17 protein-coding genes and 1 tRNA gene are annotated in these 16,888 nt (G+C 57.9%); 10 read left to right on the top strand and 8 right to left on the bottom strand.

Annotated features, from left to right (window positions below; translation table 11 throughout):
* The first annotated feature begins 20 nt into the window (after positions 1-20).
* A complete protein-coding gene (locus tag SIB38_RS16650; RefSeq protein ID WP_412550643.1) occupies positions 21-479 on the top strand; it encodes a DNA adenine methylase in 459 nt (152 codons plus the stop codon).
* A gap of 142 nt (positions 480-621) precedes the next feature.
* A tRNA-OTHER gene (locus tag SIB38_RS16645) sits at positions 622-710 on the top strand.
* A gap of 36 nt (positions 711-746) precedes the next feature.
* Here the strand turns inward: SIB38_RS16645 and SIB38_RS16640 are convergent.
* From SIB38_RS16640 to SIB38_RS16625, 4 genes are all read right to left on the bottom strand, one after another.
* Positions 747-902, bottom strand: coding sequence for a hypothetical protein (locus SIB38_RS16640; RefSeq protein ID WP_294114128.1), 156 nt, complete (start codon positions 900-902; stop codon positions 747-749).
* Between the two features lie 160 nt (positions 903-1,062).
* A complete protein-coding gene (gene metG, locus SIB38_RS16635; protein ID WP_294114131.1) occupies positions 1,063-2,778 on the bottom strand; it encodes a methionine--tRNA ligase in 1,716 nt (571 codons plus the stop codon).
* A gap of 123 nt (positions 2,779-2,901) precedes the next feature.
* On the bottom strand, positions 2,902-4,161 hold the full coding sequence (locus SIB38_RS16630; protein ID WP_294114132.1) for an MFS transporter: 1,260 nt from the start codon (positions 4,159-4,161) through the stop codon (positions 2,902-2,904).
* Between the two features lie 72 nt (positions 4,162-4,233).
* On the bottom strand, positions 4,234-4,971 hold the full coding sequence (locus SIB38_RS16625; protein WP_294114134.1) for an SDR family NAD(P)-dependent oxidoreductase: 738 nt from the start codon (positions 4,969-4,971) through the stop codon (positions 4,234-4,236).
* Between the two features lie 72 nt (positions 4,972-5,043).
* On the opposite strand from SIB38_RS16625, the gene SIB38_RS16620 reads away from it, so the two are divergent.
* Positions 5,044-5,664 (top strand): TetR/AcrR family transcriptional regulator, encoded by a 621-nt coding sequence (locus tag SIB38_RS16620; protein WP_294114137.1) that lies wholly within the window; start codon positions 5,044-5,046, stop codon positions 5,662-5,664.
* On the opposite strand, the gene SIB38_RS16615 is transcribed toward SIB38_RS16620, so the two are convergent.
* Positions 5,635-6,252, bottom strand: a complete 618-nt coding sequence (locus SIB38_RS16615) for an ImuA family protein (protein WP_294114139.1) — start codon at positions 6,250-6,252, stop codon at positions 5,635-5,637. The genes SIB38_RS16620 and SIB38_RS16615 overlap by 30 nt on opposite strands.
* A gap of 98 nt (positions 6,253-6,350) precedes the next feature.
* On the opposite strand from SIB38_RS16615, the gene speB reads away from it, so the two are divergent.
* From speB to SIB38_RS16600, 3 genes are all read left to right on the top strand, one after another.
* Positions 6,351-7,310 (top strand): agmatinase, encoded by a 960-nt coding sequence (gene speB, locus SIB38_RS16610; RefSeq protein ID WP_412550642.1) that lies wholly within the window; start codon positions 6,351-6,353, stop codon positions 7,308-7,310.
* Between the two features lie 136 nt (positions 7,311-7,446).
* Positions 7,447-8,490 carry an aldo/keto reductase gene (locus SIB38_RS16605; RefSeq protein WP_294114143.1) on the top strand — a complete coding sequence of 348 codons (1,044 nt, stop codon included), beginning with the start codon at positions 7,447-7,449 and terminating at the stop codon, positions 8,488-8,490.
* 16 nt (positions 8,491-8,506) lie between these two features.
* A complete protein-coding gene (locus tag SIB38_RS16600) occupies positions 8,507-9,010 on the top strand; it encodes a hypothetical protein (RefSeq protein ID WP_294114144.1) in 504 nt (167 codons plus the stop codon).
* Positions 9,011-9,039: 29 nt separating this feature from the next.
* Here the strand turns inward: SIB38_RS16600 and SIB38_RS16595 are convergent, their stop codons facing one another.
* From SIB38_RS16595 to SIB38_RS16585, 3 genes are read right to left on the bottom strand one after another with little or no spacing between them, the layout of a single operon-like run.
* Positions 9,040-9,711, bottom strand: a complete 672-nt coding sequence (locus tag SIB38_RS16595) for a TadE/TadG family type IV pilus assembly protein (RefSeq protein ID WP_412550641.1) — start codon at positions 9,709-9,711, stop codon at positions 9,040-9,042.
* 3 nt (positions 9,712-9,714) lie between these two features.
* On the bottom strand, positions 9,715-10,260 hold the full coding sequence (locus SIB38_RS16590; protein WP_294114146.1) for a TadE/TadG family type IV pilus assembly protein: 546 nt from the start codon (positions 10,258-10,260) through the stop codon (positions 9,715-9,717).
* Entirely contained in the window at positions 10,257-12,158 is a 1,902-nt protein-coding gene (locus SIB38_RS16585; RefSeq protein WP_294114148.1) for a pilus assembly protein TadG-related protein, read from the bottom strand. The genes SIB38_RS16590 and SIB38_RS16585 overlap by 4 nt, the downstream gene beginning before the upstream one ends.
* 328 nt (positions 12,159-12,486) lie before the next feature.
* Here SIB38_RS16585 and SIB38_RS16580 point away from each other — a divergent pair, with 328 nt between their 5' ends.
* The 4 genes from SIB38_RS16580 to SIB38_RS16565 all read left to right on the top strand — a co-directional run bounded on the left by SIB38_RS16580 (position 12,487) and on the right by SIB38_RS16565 (position 16,878).
* The gene (locus SIB38_RS16580) at positions 12,487-13,917 is read left to right on the top strand and encodes a Glu/Leu/Phe/Val family dehydrogenase (RefSeq protein ID WP_294114150.1); all 1,431 of its coding nucleotides are present in this window, start codon (positions 12,487-12,489) and stop codon (positions 13,915-13,917) included.
* Positions 13,917-14,504, top strand: coding sequence for a DUF6151 family protein (locus SIB38_RS16575; RefSeq protein ID WP_294114152.1), 588 nt, complete (start codon positions 13,917-13,919; stop codon positions 14,502-14,504). The genes SIB38_RS16580 and SIB38_RS16575 overlap by 1 nt, the downstream gene beginning before the upstream one ends.
* Positions 14,505-14,608: 104 nt before the next feature.
* Positions 14,609-15,472 (top strand): hypothetical protein, encoded by an 864-nt coding sequence (locus tag SIB38_RS16570; protein ID WP_412550640.1) that lies wholly within the window; start codon positions 14,609-14,611, stop codon positions 15,470-15,472.
* 149 nt (positions 15,473-15,621) lie between these two features.
* Positions 15,622-16,878, top strand: coding sequence for a sarcosine oxidase subunit beta family protein (locus SIB38_RS16565; RefSeq protein ID WP_294114157.1), 1,257 nt, complete (start codon positions 15,622-15,624; stop codon positions 16,876-16,878).
* The last annotated feature ends 10 nt before the right edge of the window (positions 16,879-16,888 follow it).

Genomic DNA, 16,888 nt, shown 5'->3' with positions numbered 1-16,888 from the left:
GGGCCAGTTCCGATTTGCGCTTGAGCACGTTCAACGGTGCGCCGCAGATAAAGGGCGTCTTTGGGGTGGCGCCGGAGCATGCGCCACGGTTTTCTCTGTCTCGGCTGGAACCTATCTTTGAAGCGGCACACGAGTGCCTCGAGGGCGTGGTGTTTGATAGCCTGGACTGGGCGGGCGTTATTGGGCGGTACGATACGCCCGGCTCGCTGTTCTATCTGGATCCGCCCTATTTCGGTGGGGAGGCTGACTACGGCAAGGACATGTTCGCCCGCGAAGACTTCCAGGCTATGGCGGAGCAGCTTCGCGAGATCAAAGGCGCATTTGTGATGTCCATCAATGACACACCCGAGATCCGGGAGTGGTTTGATGGTTTCCACATCGATGAAGTGCGGTTGAACTACACGATCGCCAAGTCGGGCGGCAAGAAGGTCCAGGAACTGATCATCTCAAATCGAGAGGTCCGGACTGGGCTGCTGTAACGGCCAAAGCGCCCGCAGTGTTCGCATTTGATTTCTACGGTTTCAAAAGGCCAGTCTCGTGCACGCACAGTCGATCCCTCTTTTCGGGCAGTGTTAGTCAAATTTGACTGCCTATGCGGAAGATCGGCTGTGTTTAACTTACACCCCCATTGAAATCAAAGGCTAATGTCGAGACTTAAAATCTCTAGGCCGATTATGGCCGTGCCGGTTCGAGTCCGGCCGCGGGTACCAGTAACTATCTGATAGTTTGATGGAATTTTTGGTTGGTTAGGTCCGGGTTTCTCTGCCGGAAGCAATGCTGGCCACAATGAACCCCAGGATGAGCGCGACAAAGACGCTGATGCCCAACATCAGTAGGGACGCGGATACAACTGGAGGGAGCGCTTCAATAATGCTCCAGAATACGTTCAGGATGGCTTCCATGGATCGATCTCCTCTAAGTGCAATGCTTGGTGCACGTCTTCATCTTGACCAATGAGATAGCGTGAGTCGAGGGTTTCGACCTTGACCTTTGTCAGGGTGGTGGTTTTGGGGCCGAGATTGAAAGAAAACGGCGCGGCCGATTGACCGCGCTTTTTGGGGTTTAGCTCTCGCGTTTGCCTGCGAATTTCTCTTGCCACTCTTCGCGTTCATCGTCGCTTATCTTGCGGAAGGTGACATCCGGCACCGTGAAAGCGTGACCCGGTTGTAGCGTTTCCAGCGCGGCAGCCACGTCGTCCGGCCAATTCGTGTCGTCAGACTGCATAGCTGCCATCAGGGTCGCAGAGGCATCCGGGATGAAAGGCGCTGAAATCACAGCGTAAATCCGGATCAGATTGAGAGCGAGGCGGATTTGCGCAGCGGCATTCTCCGGGTCTTCCTTGAAGGTGGACCATGGCGCTGCGGACTGCAGGTATTCGTTGCCAGCCACCCAGATTGCACGCAACTCCTGTGCCGATTTGCGGACTTCCATGGCGGTCATGTGCTCTTCGTAGGCGCGCATGCGGGTGGTCAGCTCAGCAATCAGCGCCTGTTCGGTTTCGCCCAGCTCGCCACCAGTTGGCACCTCTGCGCCAAATTTGGAGCGGCAGAACTTTGTGACACGGCTGACAAAGTTGCCAAGCACGTCGGCGAGGTCTTTGTTCACAGATTGCTGGAAGTTTTCCCAGGTGAACTCGCTGTCGGAGCTTTCCGGGGCATGGCTCAGGAGCCACCAGCGCCAGTAGTCGGACGGCAGGATTTCAAGTGCCTGGTCCATAAAGACGCCTCGGCCACGTGAGGTGGAAAATTGGCCGCCATCATAGTTCAAGTAGTTGAAAGATTTGATGTAATCCACCGCTTTCCAGGGTTCTTCAGAACCGAGGATTGTGGCCGGGAAGGACAGTGTGTGGAATGGGACGTTATCTTTGCCCATAAACTGGGTGTAGGTCACGTCGTCGGCACCTTTGTCAGTGCGCCACCAGCGCTCCCAGTCTGCGCCCTTGTCAGCCGCTACCCATTCTTGGGCGCAGGCGATGTATTCGATGGGGGCGTCAAACCAGACGTAGAAGACTTTGCCTTCCATGCCGGGCCAGTCTTCGCCGCCTTTCTTAACAGGCACACCCCAGTCCAGATCGCGGGTGATGCCGCGGTCTTGCAGGCCGTCGCCGTCGTTTAGCCATTTGTTGGCGATCGAGGTGGTCAGCACGGGCCAATCGGTCTTGCTGTCGATCCAGGCCTGCAATTTGTCGCGCATTTGCGACTGGCACAGGAACAGGTGTTTGGTCTCACGCTCTTCCAGATCGGTGGAGCCAGAGATGGTGGAATAGGGGTTGATCAGATCGGTGGGATCGAGCTGTTTGGTGCAGTTGTCACACTGATCGCCGCGCGCACTTTCAAAACCGCAGTTGGGGCAGGTGCCTTCGATGTAGCGGTCCGGGAGAAAACGGCCATCGGCGTTGGAATATACCATCTTTTCAGACACTTCACGGATCAGGCCCATGTCGGCTAAGCGGCCGGCGAAGTGTTGAGTCAGTGCGTGGTTTTCCGGGCTGGATGAGCGGCCGTAGTGGTCAAACGACAGGCGGAAGCCTTCGGCAATTTCCGACTGCACAGCGTGCATTTCAGCGCAGTAATCGGCAACATCTTTACCCGCTTTTGCGGCGGCCAACTCAGCGGGCGTGCCGTGTTCATCGGTGGCGCAGAGGAACAGAACTTCGTGGCCGCGTGCGCGCATATAGCGGGCGAACAGATCGGCGGGCAGCTGGCTGCCAACGAGATTGCCGAGGTGTTTGATGCCGTTGATATACGGCAAGGCCGAGGTGATCAGATGGCGCGCCATGTGGGTGTCCCTTAACTGTTTCAAACCCCATTAGCCCAAAGAGTAGGCCAGTTCCACAGGCGAATTTCCACGTCGGTATCGCGTCTGTATCACCACTGTATCGCGGAGGTGCAAATCTGGCGGCTATTTGCCCTCGTTTGGAGGCGTTTCCTCTGTGCGATTGGGCTTCTCACGCTGACGTTTTGTGATGCGCCCCACCGTGAAAGAGGTGCGCGGGGCATAGACGTATCGGGTGCGGTGTTCTGCCGTTGGTCGCGCCAACATGCGGGTCAGGCCAAACACAATCAGAAGCGCGTGGCCAACTGCAATCATGATGAAAAGCGCGGGCGGGCCAAACCGTTCGATCAGGCCGGAGGCAAACAGCGGCGTGCCGATGGCGCCGACCGCAAAGAAGAACATGAGTGCGGCGGAGAGTTCAACGCGTTCTTCAGATGTGGCAAAGTCATTGGCGTGGGCGGCGGAGACCGAGTAGATCGGGAAAGACGTAAAGCCAAAGAAGGCCGCATTGAGCATGATCATTGTGGTGCTGCCAGCGCCCATGGCGACGGTTGTGCCGCAAGACACCACGGCGGCGGCGGAGAGCCAGATCAGTACCCAACGGCGGTCGAATTTGTCGGCGAGCCAACCAACCGGATATTGCGCGATGGCTCCGCCGAGCACAAAGGCGGCAAGGAACCACGCAATTTGACCAACCTGAAGCCCGACTTCGGTGCCATAGACCGGTCCCACCATGCGGAAGGAGGCGGAGCTAAGGGCCGCGACAATCACGCCAGCAACCGCCAACGGTGAGCGCGCGTAAGCCAAGCTGGGGCGCAAGCGCGGAGCGTTTGGCGTTTTGGGTTGCGGGGATGTGGTCAGAGTGATCGGCAAAAGAGCTGCGCAGCACAGTAGGGCGAGCAGGTTGTAAGACACATAGGACGCCGGTTCCAAAACGCTGATCACCAACTGGGCACCGAGGGAGGCGATCATGTCGACCACGCGATAGGTACCCATGGCGCGGCCACGGGTTTCGTTGGTCACTTTGGATTGCAGCCAGGCTTCGACCACAGTGAAACAGCCCGCCACGCAGAGACCGGAGGCCACTCGCATCAGCGCCCAGGCATAGGGGTCGACGATGATGAAGTGGCCAAGTAACCCAATCGCGCCCATGGCGGTGAAGGTGGCAAAGGCGCGGGAGTGACCGACGCTTCCCATCAGACGTGGTGACCACCAACAGCCAATGAAGAAGCCTAGAAAATGTGCTGAGCCCAACAGGCCGATCTGCTCTGTGGTGAAGTTCAGTGCGATGCCGGAGAGCGCATCCAATGGCCCCACGCCCCCGGAGCTGAGTTGTAAGAGTATGACCGAGAGGAATAGGGCCGAGAAAGTGATGATCATGCGCATGGGGGCAGCATGGCGGTTTGCGGCGTGATGACTAGTGGGAATTCGACTTGTGCGTGTCGTTTTTGCGCGTGGCTATCGCAAAATGCGTGCCGCCAAAGCTGGGCTGACCCGGTTGATGCCGCGCAGCAAGCGAGCTTTGCCGATCCAGGTTTCCGTCTTTTGATCCACCAGTCCACGTAGGATTTGTGTGGCAACTTTTTCCGGGCTGTCTTTGCCTGTGCCACGTCCCGCGGTCATGGGGGTGTCCACCAGCGCGGGTAGGACTTCGTTCACCAGCAGCTGCGGGATGGCATCGGCGCATTGATAGCGCAGAGCTCGCAAGTAGTGACGCAATCCCGCTTTGGTGGCGCAGTATGTGGGTGCGTCGCGCTTTGGCGCCAGAGCTAGCGACGAAGTGATGGCGGAAACAAAGGGTTTGGGGTGCTGTGCCAGAGTGGGCAGTAGAGCGCTTGTGAGATGCACAGGCGCTTGCAGATTAAGCGCAAGTTCCAACTCGGATTGACGAGGATGTTTGGCGAGGCCTTCCGGAATGTTTTGGGAAAATTGGACGCCAGCCGCGTGGATGATGCCGGAGATATGGTAGCTTTGGATCTGCGCCAGTAAGGCCTCACGCCCGTCGGCATGTGACAGATCTGCCGGAATTTTCTTCAACGTGTCAGAGGGTGCCCCTGTTAGGCGCTCAAGCGCCTCTGTGCTGCGACCGGTGGCAACAACCAAGGCACCAGCTTCGGTGAGGGCGTGGGTTAAGGCGCGGCCGATGCCACCTGTGGCGCCAGTGATCAGGATGCTGTGGTGAGCGAAGTAGGGCATGCTAAAGCCTTGTGTTGTTATATGTTTCCGTCAATATGTGAGTTATTACTCGTATTTTGGACTCGCTTTGCTATGACGATGAAGGTTTCCCTGCAACCGACTGCAAATCCACGCAAAAAGCCGCGTCAGGCGCGGGCGCAGGCCACTGTGGATGCGATTTTGCAGGCCTCGGCTCACATTTTGGTGGCGCAGGGTTTTGAAGGCTTCAATACCAATGCGGTGGCGGAGCGGGCGGGGGTATCCGTGGGCTCGCTGTATCAGTATTTCCCCAACAAGGAGGCGATCGTTTCTGAGATGGTGCGGGCCAAGCGGACGCGGTTGTTGAACGGGTTGCAGGCTGCGGAGGTGGCGCATCGAGACAGTGATCTGCGCGGGGCTTTGGCGGCGTTGGTGGCGGCCACCATTGCGCATCAGAAAGGCTGGCCGCAGTTGTCGCAAGCCTTGGACCGTGCAGCGGCTTTGGTGCCTTTGTCGGAAGAGGGCGCAGCGCTGACGGCTGCAATTTTGGATGTGTTGCGACGGGTGTTGCGACGTCACGGTATGGCGAATGTGGAGGTAGCGGCTTTGGATTTGCTAGCGCTGTGTCGCGGTATGATTGATGGTGCTTTGCTGCGGGGGGAAACGGACACGGATGCCTTGCAGGCGCGTGTCATGCGTGCGGCGTCAGGCTATCTCGGCATCACTGTCCCGTAGGCTCAGTTTGGGGGTATCGGGCAGGCCGCTGAGCTGCCAGCTTTGCGGCGGGGCGCTGCGGGCGCGCAGGCGGGTGAGGGACCAGGTGTCGCTGTCACCGCGGTGATCCGGTGCCATGTGCCAGCGGCTTTCGATGCCCTGTGCGCCGCCGTCTCCGGGGGTCAGGATAAGCCCCAAAGGTGCCATGCCACTGGCCTTGGCGCCGGTTTCGGCGGCGAGGTGCAGACGGCGTACCGGGGTGAGCGCGGGCGGGCCGGGCAGGTCGGCCACCACCAAGGGCACGGTTCCGGCGCGCAGAACCTCCTCCATGGTCCAGAGCACCTCTTCGGGGCGGCGCGGGCTGACAAAGGTCACGCTGCCGGGGTTGAGGAAGGGCGCCATGCCGGCGGGGTTGAGCGGGGCCGCGCCCCAATCCGGGGCAATCCAGAACAGCGGGCCTTTGGCCTGATGCGCCAGCCACAGCGCAAAGCTGTAGCGCGCCGGGCCGCAGGCTTCATGCAGGCGGGCCAGAGTTAGGGCCACCTCGGGCAAGGGGGTAAGGGCATCTGCTGGGCGGGAGGGCGCGCGTTTGAGGAGATGTGTGGCCATGGGGGTAGATTAGCACGTTCCTCTTTTGTTCTCAATATCGGGAATGCTTTACGGCGGGGCAAAAATCCGTCACCGTCGCAGCAAACAGGGAGATGATGATGGCAGGACATGGCTATGAGGGCGGGCGGCTGGATTTGCCGTTTGTGGGGATTTCGACCTTTGGCAAGCGGCCGTATCAGCCGGATTGGGCGGCGATTGAGGCCGATGTGGCGGTGATGGGCGCGCCGTTTGATTTTGGCACACAATGGCGCAGCGGGGCGCGGTTTGGGCCACGGGCGGTGCGCGAAGCCTCAACGCTATTCAGCTTTGGCCATGCCGGGGCCTATGACCATGAGGATGTCGCCACCTATCTGCCCGGCGAGGTGCGGATTGTGGATATTGGGGATGCCGACATCGTGCATACCGACACGCTCAAAAGCCACGCCAATATCGAGGCCGGGGTGCGGGCGATGCTGAAGGCGGGGGCATTGCCGGTCACCATTGGTGGGGATCATTCGATCAACATCCCCTGCATCAACGCGTTTGACGATCAGGGGCCAATCCACATTTTGCAGATCGACGCGCATCTGGATTTTGTCGATGAGCGCCATGGGGTGCGCTTTGGTCATGGCAACCCGATGCGACGGGCGGCGGAGAAGGACTATGTCACCGGTCTGACGCAGGTGGGCATTCGCAACGTCAGTTCGACCGCCAAAGAAGGCTATGAAGATGCCCGGGCGATGGGCAGCGATATCCTCAGCGTGCGGCAGGCGCGCAAGCTGGGGGCAGAAGCGCTGGTCAACCGCATTCCGGAGGGCGCGCGGGTTTATGTGACAGTAGATATTGACGCGTTTTGCCCGTCGATAGCGCCGGGCACGGGAACGCCAAGCCATGGCGGGTTCCTGTATTACGACGTGTTAGAGATGATGCAGGCGCTGGCCAAGCGACACGCGGTGGTGGGCATCGACCTTGTCGAAGTGGCGCCGGACTATGATCCCACAGGCTCCACCGCCATTTTGGCGGCGCAGCTTTTGCTCAACACTCTGGGATTTATCTTCCACGCGCGAGGCGCGCGCTGATCCAAGTCTTCTCCTTCCAAAAATATCCCGGGGGAGACTTGGCGCAGCCAAGCGGGGGCTGGCCCCCGTGATCCGCTTGCGATCAACGCCACAGTCCCTAAGTTAGGCGCAATGATTTGCGACAGGATGAGCTTCCATGAAAATGAACCCTTTGGGCCGCACCGGCATCGAGGTGTCCGAGTTTTGCCTCGGCACCATGACTTTTGGCACGCAAACAGGTGAGGCGGAGGCGCATCAGCAGATTGATATGTCGCTGGACGCGGGCATCAATTTTGTCGATGCGGCGGAGATGTATCCGGTGAATCCGATCAGCCCGGAAACCCAGGGGCGTACCGAAGAAATCATCGGCACCTGGTTTGCCAAAACCGGGCGGCGTGAAGACATGGTGCTGGCGACGAAACATTCCGGTGCAGGGTTGGCGCATGTGCGGGACGGGGCGCTGATTTCGGCCAAGACCATTCCCGAAGCGATTGAAGGGTCTCTCAAGCGCTTACAGACCGAATACATCGATCTCTATCAGTTCCACTGGCCCAACCGCGGATCTTACATGTTCCGGCAAAACTGGGATTTCGATCCATCAGGGCAAAACAAGGCGGACACGCTGGCGCATATGGAAGAGGCGCTGGAGGTGTTGCAGAAAGAGGTTGATAAGGGGCGCATTCGGGCCTTTGGCCTGTCCAACGAAAGCACATGGGGCACAGCACAGTGGGTGCGGATGTCTGAGGTTAAAGGCGGTCCACGGGTGGCCTCGATCCAGAATGAATATTCCCTGTTGTGCCGGATGGCGGATACCGATTTGGCAGAACTTTGCGTCAATGAGGATGTTGGCATCCTGGCGTTTTCGCCGCTGGCCACTGGTCTGTTGACCGGCAAGTATCAGAATGGCGTGACGCCGGACGGGTCGCGAAAGGCGATCAATGGCGATCTTGGCGGGCGGGTGAGCCTTCGGGTATTTGATGCGGTGCAGGCCTATCTGGATATTGCCGACAAACACGGATTGGACTCGGTGCATATGGCGATGGCCTTCACGGTGCAGCGGCCGTTTATGTGTTCGTCGATCTTTGGCGCCACCACGGTGGATCAGCTAGAACGAATTTTGGCGGGGGCCGATTTGCGGCTCAGCGCAGAAGTGCTTAAAGACATCAGCGCCGCGCATCGCGCGCATCCGATGCCGTATTAACTCCGTCAGGACAGACATGACCACGCAAGACACTTCGGACCTCCCAGAGGTTCTGGCCACCATCACCGCTTCCCCCATGCGCCGCCTGTTTGGCATGGCAACGCTGTTCTTGCTGGGGGGCGTGTTGATCTACATCGCGCTGACCACGACGCCGGCATGGCATTGGCGGCTGTTCTTGCTGGTCATTGGCGGTTTGACGCTGTGGTTGGCCGAGGCGACGCGGCGGGCCACCGAGCACAGTATCGAGCTGACGCGCGACGGTATGCGCAGCACCTCCGGCGAAGAGATTGCCACGCTGGACGATATTGCCGCCATTCGGCGTGGTATGTTTGACCTCAAGCCATCCAATGGCTTTACCGTGCATCTCAAAAAGCCCCGGTCGCGCAGATGGCAACCGGGGCTTTGGTGGGCGTTTGGCCGTCGGGTGGGCATTGGCGGCGTCACGCCCGGGTCTGAAGCCAAATCCATGGCCCAGATCATTGAGGCGCTGCTGGTGGAACGGGGCCAAACCGAGGGGTAAAGGCTCCGCCTTGCAGCAACGCCCCGGTCTTAGCTGTTGCTCCAGGCCAATTGCGGCGCAAAGCGGGGGCGGGTGAACACAAAGGTGCTGATTTCCATGTTCAGCGGATTTGCGTCTGGGGAGAGAACGCGCTCGGTCATTGCATCACCATTTTGATCCAAAACAGGGTCGCCGTTCCCATCCAAGACGGGCGCGTCAACGTGCGTGCCATTCCATCCTGTCAGGATTGGCGGGGAGTACTGGGCCGATGTTTCAACAACAATCAAGCTTTCTCCGTGCACCAGTACGGGCAACTTGTCCTTCATCGCCTCAAACTCGGATGCGGTGATGCCGCTGCCGCCGTCATTGCTGTGAGACCAAGCCAAAACAAGCTCTCCAGACCCGTTACTTTGTTCGCTCCAGTAAACATGGCTCACAGTCAGGTCGTGACCGCTGCGCACCGTGGACATTTGCTCCAGGACCGCATGCGCGCCGTCGATGTAGTTTGCATCTACGGCCATCGTTTCACGAGACAGCATATCGGACACAGCAAAGGCCGCCTTCTCGGTTGTCGATTTGGCGCGATAGGCGTCAAAAATGTTCATCATGACGAACAGAGCAAACAGCAAGGTTGGGAAGATCAGCGCAGTTTCCACAGCGACGGAGCCAGTGGAATCTTTACGAAACGTCGCAAGAGCTTGGCGTGGGTTAAATATCGACATGGATCAACGAGGCTCCTGAACAAAGGTGTTTTCGACAACCAGGGCGTATTCCCCTTCGCTGTTACGAACCGCAACTGGCACAAACAATGCACCTGGGAAAATGGCCCGAACGGAAGCACAGGCGCGTAGATACATCAGCTCATTGGCCGCGCCATCGTCAAACCGCACCACGGGGTCAACGTCCGCGTCATCCTCGTGCAAAGAGCCACATGTGCTGGCTGCGGGGACCGCTTCCCAATTGCGTGGGTCGCGTTGGAACATCTGAAGGGACAGATTGTTTGTACAGTCAGGAATAACGCTGGCCTCATCACAAATCTGTTGGACGAGATCGTCATGTGACGGAACATTTCCGGTGGAGAGACGGATGTCACGCACAGCCACGTCCAGGGACCTTTCCAGGTAGGCGTAACGGAGTGACATCAAGCCAAGTTCCGCCGAGGCAAGAAACACACCGAGATAGAACGGCACCATGATGACAAAGTCGACCGTGACTGCACCGTCTTCCTTGCGGAGTATCGCGCGGGCTTTTTTGAGAACCGAATGGATCATTGGATCAACCTCAGCTGACGGATGGAAGTTGCAATGGCAGCGAAGGCGTCGCGGATTTCGAGCCCCTGCACATCGAAGTAGTGGCTGTCAGAGCTCGCGCAGTCCTGCAGCACCACGCGTGCGGCGTTTGGCGCCTCAAAGCCGATGGTGTAAACGATGATGCCGTTGTCTTTGGCGGCTTCACAGACACTGCGGGTGCGGGCGTCTTTGGTGCCATAGCCAACATCGTCAATGACCGGATAGTACCAGGCGCTGCGCGCAGCATCTTGGCCCATCAGTGGAGCGTAGAGCACATCGGCCACGTATTTTGGCGTGGTCCGCGCCCAAAGATCGGCATAAGAAATCACTTCGGCTTCGCCAGGCTCGCTTACGGTGATGGTCTTCTTGATTTTCTTATAGCGTTTACAGGTGCCGTTCTTGCGATAGGACTTACAAATGTCGCTGTTGACTTTTTCGGTCACCTCATAAGTGCCTTCACCGTAGGCGTGATTGCGGAACACACCATCATCTGGCCAGAAGTAAATTGGCTCATCCGTGATACCGTCGTTGTCGTCGTCTCCTTCGTCCTGGCCGAGATACAGGGAATAGAAATCTTCCTGCTCGTTGTACCAGACGTTGGAGTTGCCCAAGCGGTAGTTGTCGTTCACATAGTGTTGACGGGTGTTTTGGCCATCCGACATCAGAACTACGATTTTGAGGGACTCATTGCTGCCGTAGTCGTAAGGGCGTCCCTCAAAAACATTGGAAATTGAACCGCTGTCGCTGGCAGTGCTGTCGATCATGCTGGACACAACCGGTTGGAAGGCAGGGTCAAGAAGGGCGGTGCCCCATTTCATGCCGGTGTCGATCGAGGTGTTGCCGCTGCCGAACATGTTGTCAATGTAGGTCTTCAACGCGTCCGTGTCGTTTTGAATGAGCGTCAGCTCGCGAGAGCTCTCGGCGCGACAATCCGTGTAAGCGTTCACGTCAACATGGCCATTGCTGGGGCGGCGGTCATAGCTGCTGCTGCTCCAGGTGGCGTGCAGGGTTTGGTCGTACTCGCGATAGGGATCGATGAAGGCTTCGTTGTAGTCCGCTGCATGGAAGTTCAGACAGTTGGCCAGCGGGTTTTCACCGTTGGTCGTCAGAGCGTTCATCAACTCGTCCGGTGTGGCGACCTGCGCCGCGTAAGGCACAATGGAAATCGACATGGTGTCGTCTTCCGTGGTGTCATCCATGGTTTGGACAAACTCTTTGGCAGCCACTTTCAGATTGCTCAAGCGGCTGTTGTTGTTCATCGAACCGGAAACGTCGAGAACCAATGAAATTTCGATGTTGCCAATACGCTCTTCGGCGGTGCCGCTGGCGCCGATGGTCACACTGGTTCTTTCAGGCAGGCTGTTTTCTAGAGCCGTCACTTCCGCGGTGGTATAGCCACCTGCAATGTGATCTGGTTCGCCATCATAATCCGTGTCCATCGTTGGGGCAGGGGTTGAGGGGATCAGGGTTTTGAAGTCACGTCCAATTGTGCTGTAGACCAGATTGGACTCAATTTCTGCAGTTGCACTTACAGTCCGGTGATTGATCGATTGTGATACAGTCACCTCGTTAAGCGTATGAGCGACCCCCGCTTTGTCAAAGTAGTCTTCAACAACGTCTTGTGCTGGGCGGGTCTGGTCAAGATCTGCGGCAGCCAAAATGGCGCGGTCCAAAGTATGCTGGAGCTGTGTGCGGCGCATTTCCGCGAGCATGATATCAGCGCCGATGCCGCCGATCGTGATCATCATAATAATAAGAAAAACGCTGAAGCCAACCATGACACCGTCTTCTTCCTTGCGGAAACGGTGCGCGCCGAGCCGCCAAAGTGCTTTTGGCCGCGGCGTTACAGGTGGCCGGTGCGGTGCCTGAAACTGTTTCATTTTACATACCTCTCTGCGACGCACCCGTCATGGGACTCCCCGCCTCCAGACGGTCTGCGTCGCAAATCTTATTTCAATGGATTGGGGCGTAATTGGGGCAAAAGCTGGCAGTTCGTTAGGCAAAGATTAAGATTTTTGTCAATTATTGCAGTCGGTTGGAGACAGTTTGGCGCGTAGGGGGGCTTCTGTTTCCGTAGCGGCAACGACAGCAACTCAGAGTGTTGCGCATTTTCATCTGTTATCTTTGGTGGCGTTATGACCTTACTCATACTTAAGTCGGTAAGTGTGGCAGTGAGTCGCAGTGTGTTGCTTGTCTGGAGGAAAGTTGATGAGCGCTATTAAGGAACCGAGTTTTCGGGAAAGTGTTGACCTGATGTTCAATCGCGCGGTGGCGCTGATGGACTTGCCCCCGGGATTGGAGGAGAAGATCCGGGTGTGTAATGCGACTTACACCGTGCGTTTTGGTGTTCGTTTGCGCGGCCAGATCCAGACCTTTACCGGTTATCGCTCGGTTCACTCAGAACACATGGAGCCTGTGAAAGGTGGTATCCGCTTTGCCCCAAGTGTGAACCAAAACGAGGTCGAGGCGCTGGCGGCACTGATGACCTACAAATGTGCGCTGGTGGAAGCGCCGTTTGGCGGCTCTAAAGGCGGCCTTTGCATTGATCCACGCAAATATGATGAACATGAGCTGGAGCGCATCACCCGTCGGTTTGCCTATGAACTTGCCAAGCGTGACCTGATCCACCCGTCCCAGAACGTGCCTGCGCCTGACATGGGCACCGGCGAGCGTGAGATGGCCTGGATTGCGGACCAATATGCCCGCATGAACACCACGGATATCAACGCGCGCGCGTGTGTGACCGGCAAGCCGCTGAACTCCGGTGGTATCTCTGGACGTGTCGAAGCGACCGGGCGTGGCGTGCAATATGCGCTGCAGGAGTTCTTCCGCGACGCGCGCGATGTGGAGAAGGCGGGCCTTGATGGCACGCTGGATGGCAAACGTGTGATTGTGCAGGGTTTGGGAAACGTGGGCTACCACGCTGCAAAGTTCTTGTCGGATGAAGACGGCTGTAAGGTTGTTGGCATCATCGAACGTGATGGAGCGCTCTTCAATGAGGATGGCATCGATGTCGACGCGGTGCAGCAGTGGCTGGCCAAACACGGTGGTGTGTCTGGTTATCCGGATGCGACCTATACCCGCGAAGGCGGCAAGATACTGGAAGAAGCCTGTGACATCCTCATTCCAGCGGCGCTGGAAGGGGTGATCAACATGGAGAACGCCGCGCGCATTCAGGCACCGTTGATCATTGAGGCTGCAAACGGTCCTGTCACGGCTGGTGCAGATGAGATCCTGCGCAAGAAAGGCACTGTGATCATTCCGGATATGTATGCCAACGCCGGCGGTGTGACCGTGTCCTACTTCGAGTGGGTCAAAAACCTCAGCCACATCCGCTTTGGACGGATGCAGCGGCGTCAGGAAGAAAGCCGTCACCAGTTGGTGGTGGATGAACTAGAGAAGATCAGCGCCGCGCTGGGCACCCAGTACAGTCTGACTGACAGTTTCAAACAGAAGTACCTGCGCGGTGCCGGAGAGCTGGAGCTCGTGCGCTCTGGTCTTGATGATACCATGCGCATTGCGTATCAATCTATGCGAGATGTGTGGCACGACCGTGCCGATGTAGAGGATTTGCGCACAGCGGCCTACCTCGTGTCGATTGACAAGGTGGCGTCCAGCTACCGTGCAAAAGGGCTTTGATGGGTGATATCGCGATCAGCTGCCGCTGTGGGCAGTTTGGTGCAAAGCTAAAGAATGTGAGCCCGAAAACGGGCTCACATGTGCAGTGTTACTGTAAAGATTGTCAGGCGGGCGCAATAGCGCTGGGTGCGGAAGACACGTTGATGCCACGCAATGGGTCGGACATTTATCAGACCATTCCCGCCAATCTGGAACTCGTCAAAGGCCAGGAGCATCTGGCCTGTCTGCGCCTGTCACCTAAAGGCTTGATGCGGTGGTATGCGAGTTGTTGTGATACGCCGGTGTTCAACACGCTGGGCGGCACCAAATTGGCCTTTGTCGGCGTGTCGGTGCCTGCGATGCGGGTTGACGCGATTGAAAAGACCATCGGCAAGGTGATTGCTGTGGTGCACACCAAAGACGCGCCGTTTGGCACCGAGCCCCTCAAGGACTACGGGTTTAACAAGGCGGGCTTCAACGTTTTGGCGCGGCATTTTGGGGCGCTGATGCGCGGGCAGGTGAAGGACAATCCTCTGTTTCAAGACGGTGCGCCGCTGGTGGAGCCGCGTGTGTTGACCAAGGCCGAACGCAAGGCCGCGACGCCCTAAGTGTTGCGCATGAGAGGCATCCCGCGCTTTTCTCGTTTTGAGTGATCCTTGGAGAGGCTGGTCGCGTACGCTGTATGGACCAAACATTTCGAGGATTTTCTGTGATGCGGTTTTTGACAGTTGCCGCGATGAGTGTCGCGGCTGGTGCAGCATCTGCTCAAGCGCCTGAGGGCTGGATCTTCAGCCTTGATGGCGCCTACCTGAACCAAGACAGCAGCGATACCAACGGCGGCGGGAGTTTCTCGGCGGACCGTGTGTACAGCCGCGTCGGCGCGTTCAATCGCAATCCGGGCGGGATCAGCTACGGCGTGTCTGCGACTTTTGGCCAGGCAGACTATGATTTTGTGGGAATGCCTGCGCTTTGGGACAAGGTAGACGAGCGTTCGGTGACAGTCTCCTTGGCGGGACGCACGGAAAGCGGGATGCGTTGGTTTGTGGCCCCATCTGTGCGCAGCCGTTATGCCTCTGGTGCGTCGGCAAGTGATGGCCGAAGTGCCGGATTGTTTGCCGGTGTCAGCTGGGAGGTGGGCGACAATCTGGTGATTGGTCCGGCGCTTGGGGCATTTGAGGGGCTTGGCGGCGATGACTATGACGCCTTTCCAGCGCTGTTGCTGGACTGGCAGTTCGCAAATCGATGGAGCTTGAGTACTGGTCCGACACTCGGTGCCAGTCAGGGGCCGGGTCTGTCGTTGCGGTATGACGTGAGTGACACCTGGGGGCTGACCCTGTCTGCCCGGCAAGAGACCAACCGCTTTGCGCTTGCAGGGGGCAACGTGGGGCAGGACAAGAGCGTGCCCGTGGTGATGAGCCTGTCCTACGACCCGAACCCGGGCATGAGTTTTGTAGTGTTTGCCGGCGCGGAAGTGGACGGCAGTTTAGCGGTGGAAAACGCAACTGGAGCAACCCTGTCCAAGCAGAGCTATAATACGGCTCCGCTATTGGGCGTGGCGTTTTCTCTATCGTTTTGAGGGCTTAAGAGAGCCTGATTGCAATTGTGCGTTTAGCGACGCATTCTGTCGCTAAGCGACCATCCTCGCGTGTGTTTTTTGCGCCTGATGTCAGGAGGTCGTGTCGGATTTGAAGACACGCCTAGAGTGGGCATTCAGGAGGCAAAGAGATGCGGTTTTCCGGCCTCAAGGTTTTGGCACAGGGACTGTCCGGCAATAAAGGCTGGACCGCGCATTGGCGCGATGCGCAACCGAAGCCGGAATATGATATGGTGATTATTGGCGGTGGCGGACACGGTCTGTCGACGGCTTATTACCTCGCCAAAAACCATGGGATGACCAATATTGCGGTGCTCGAGAAGGGCTATCTGGGTGGTGGCAATGTGGGGCGCAACACCACGATTGTGCGCGCCAATTACTTCCTTCAGGGCAACAGCGAGTTTTACTCCCATTCGATGAAGCTCTGGGAAGGGCTGGAGCAGGAGCTGAACTACAATGTGATGTTCTCCCAGCGGGGATTGATCAATCTGTTCCACAGCGATGGGCAGCGCGATGCCTTTGCGCGGCGTGGCAATATGATGATTAATCAGGGGGACGATGCGCAGCTGCTGAGCCGAGAGGGCGTGCGCAAGATGCTGCCTTATCTCGATTTTGAGCAGGGGCGGTTTCCGATCTATGGCGGGTTGTACCATCCGCGCGGTGGCACGGCCCGGCATGATGCGGTGGCCTGGGGCTATGCGCGCGGGGCGTCAGATCGGGGTGTTGATCTGGTGCAGAACTGCGAAGTGACCGGCATCGACATTGAGGGCGGGGTTGTGAAAGGCGTGCAGACCACGCGCGGTGCGATCCGGGCTAAGAAGGTTGGGATTATTGTGGCTGGGCGGTCTGGTCTGGTGGCAGGCATGGCAGAGCGGCGCCTGCCAATCGAGAGCCATGTGTTGCAGGCCTTTGTGACCGAAGGGCTGAAGCCAGTGATTGATCATGTGATCAGTTTTGGCATGGGGCATTTTTATATCAGCCAGTCGGACAAGGGCGGCTTGGTGTTTGGTGGGGATCTGGATTTCTACAGTTCTTATGCGCAGCGCGGGAACTTGCCCATGAAAGAGCACGTCATGGAAGCGGGCATGACGCTGATGCCGATGATTGGCAAAGCCAAGGTGCTGCGCTCTTGGGGCGGGATCATGGATATGACGCCGGATGGCAGCCCGATCATTGACAAGATGGAGGGCATCGACGGGCTCTACATTGATTGCGGTTGGAACTACGGCGGGTTCAAAGCGGTTCCGGCTTCGGGCTGGTGCATGGCACATTTGATGGCGACGGATCAGCATCACGACTATGCGGCGAAATTCCGGATGGATCGGTTCCGCACGGGTGTTAGCATCATGGATGAAGAGGGCACCGGCTCTCAGCACAATCTGCATTGAGGGGGCGGCG

Source organism: Shimia sp. MIT910701, from assembly GCF_047126315.1.
Classification (GTDB): domain Bacteria; phylum Pseudomonadota; class Alphaproteobacteria; order Rhodobacterales; family Rhodobacteraceae; genus Shimia.
This window is presented reverse-complemented; position numbering and strand designations above follow the sequence as displayed.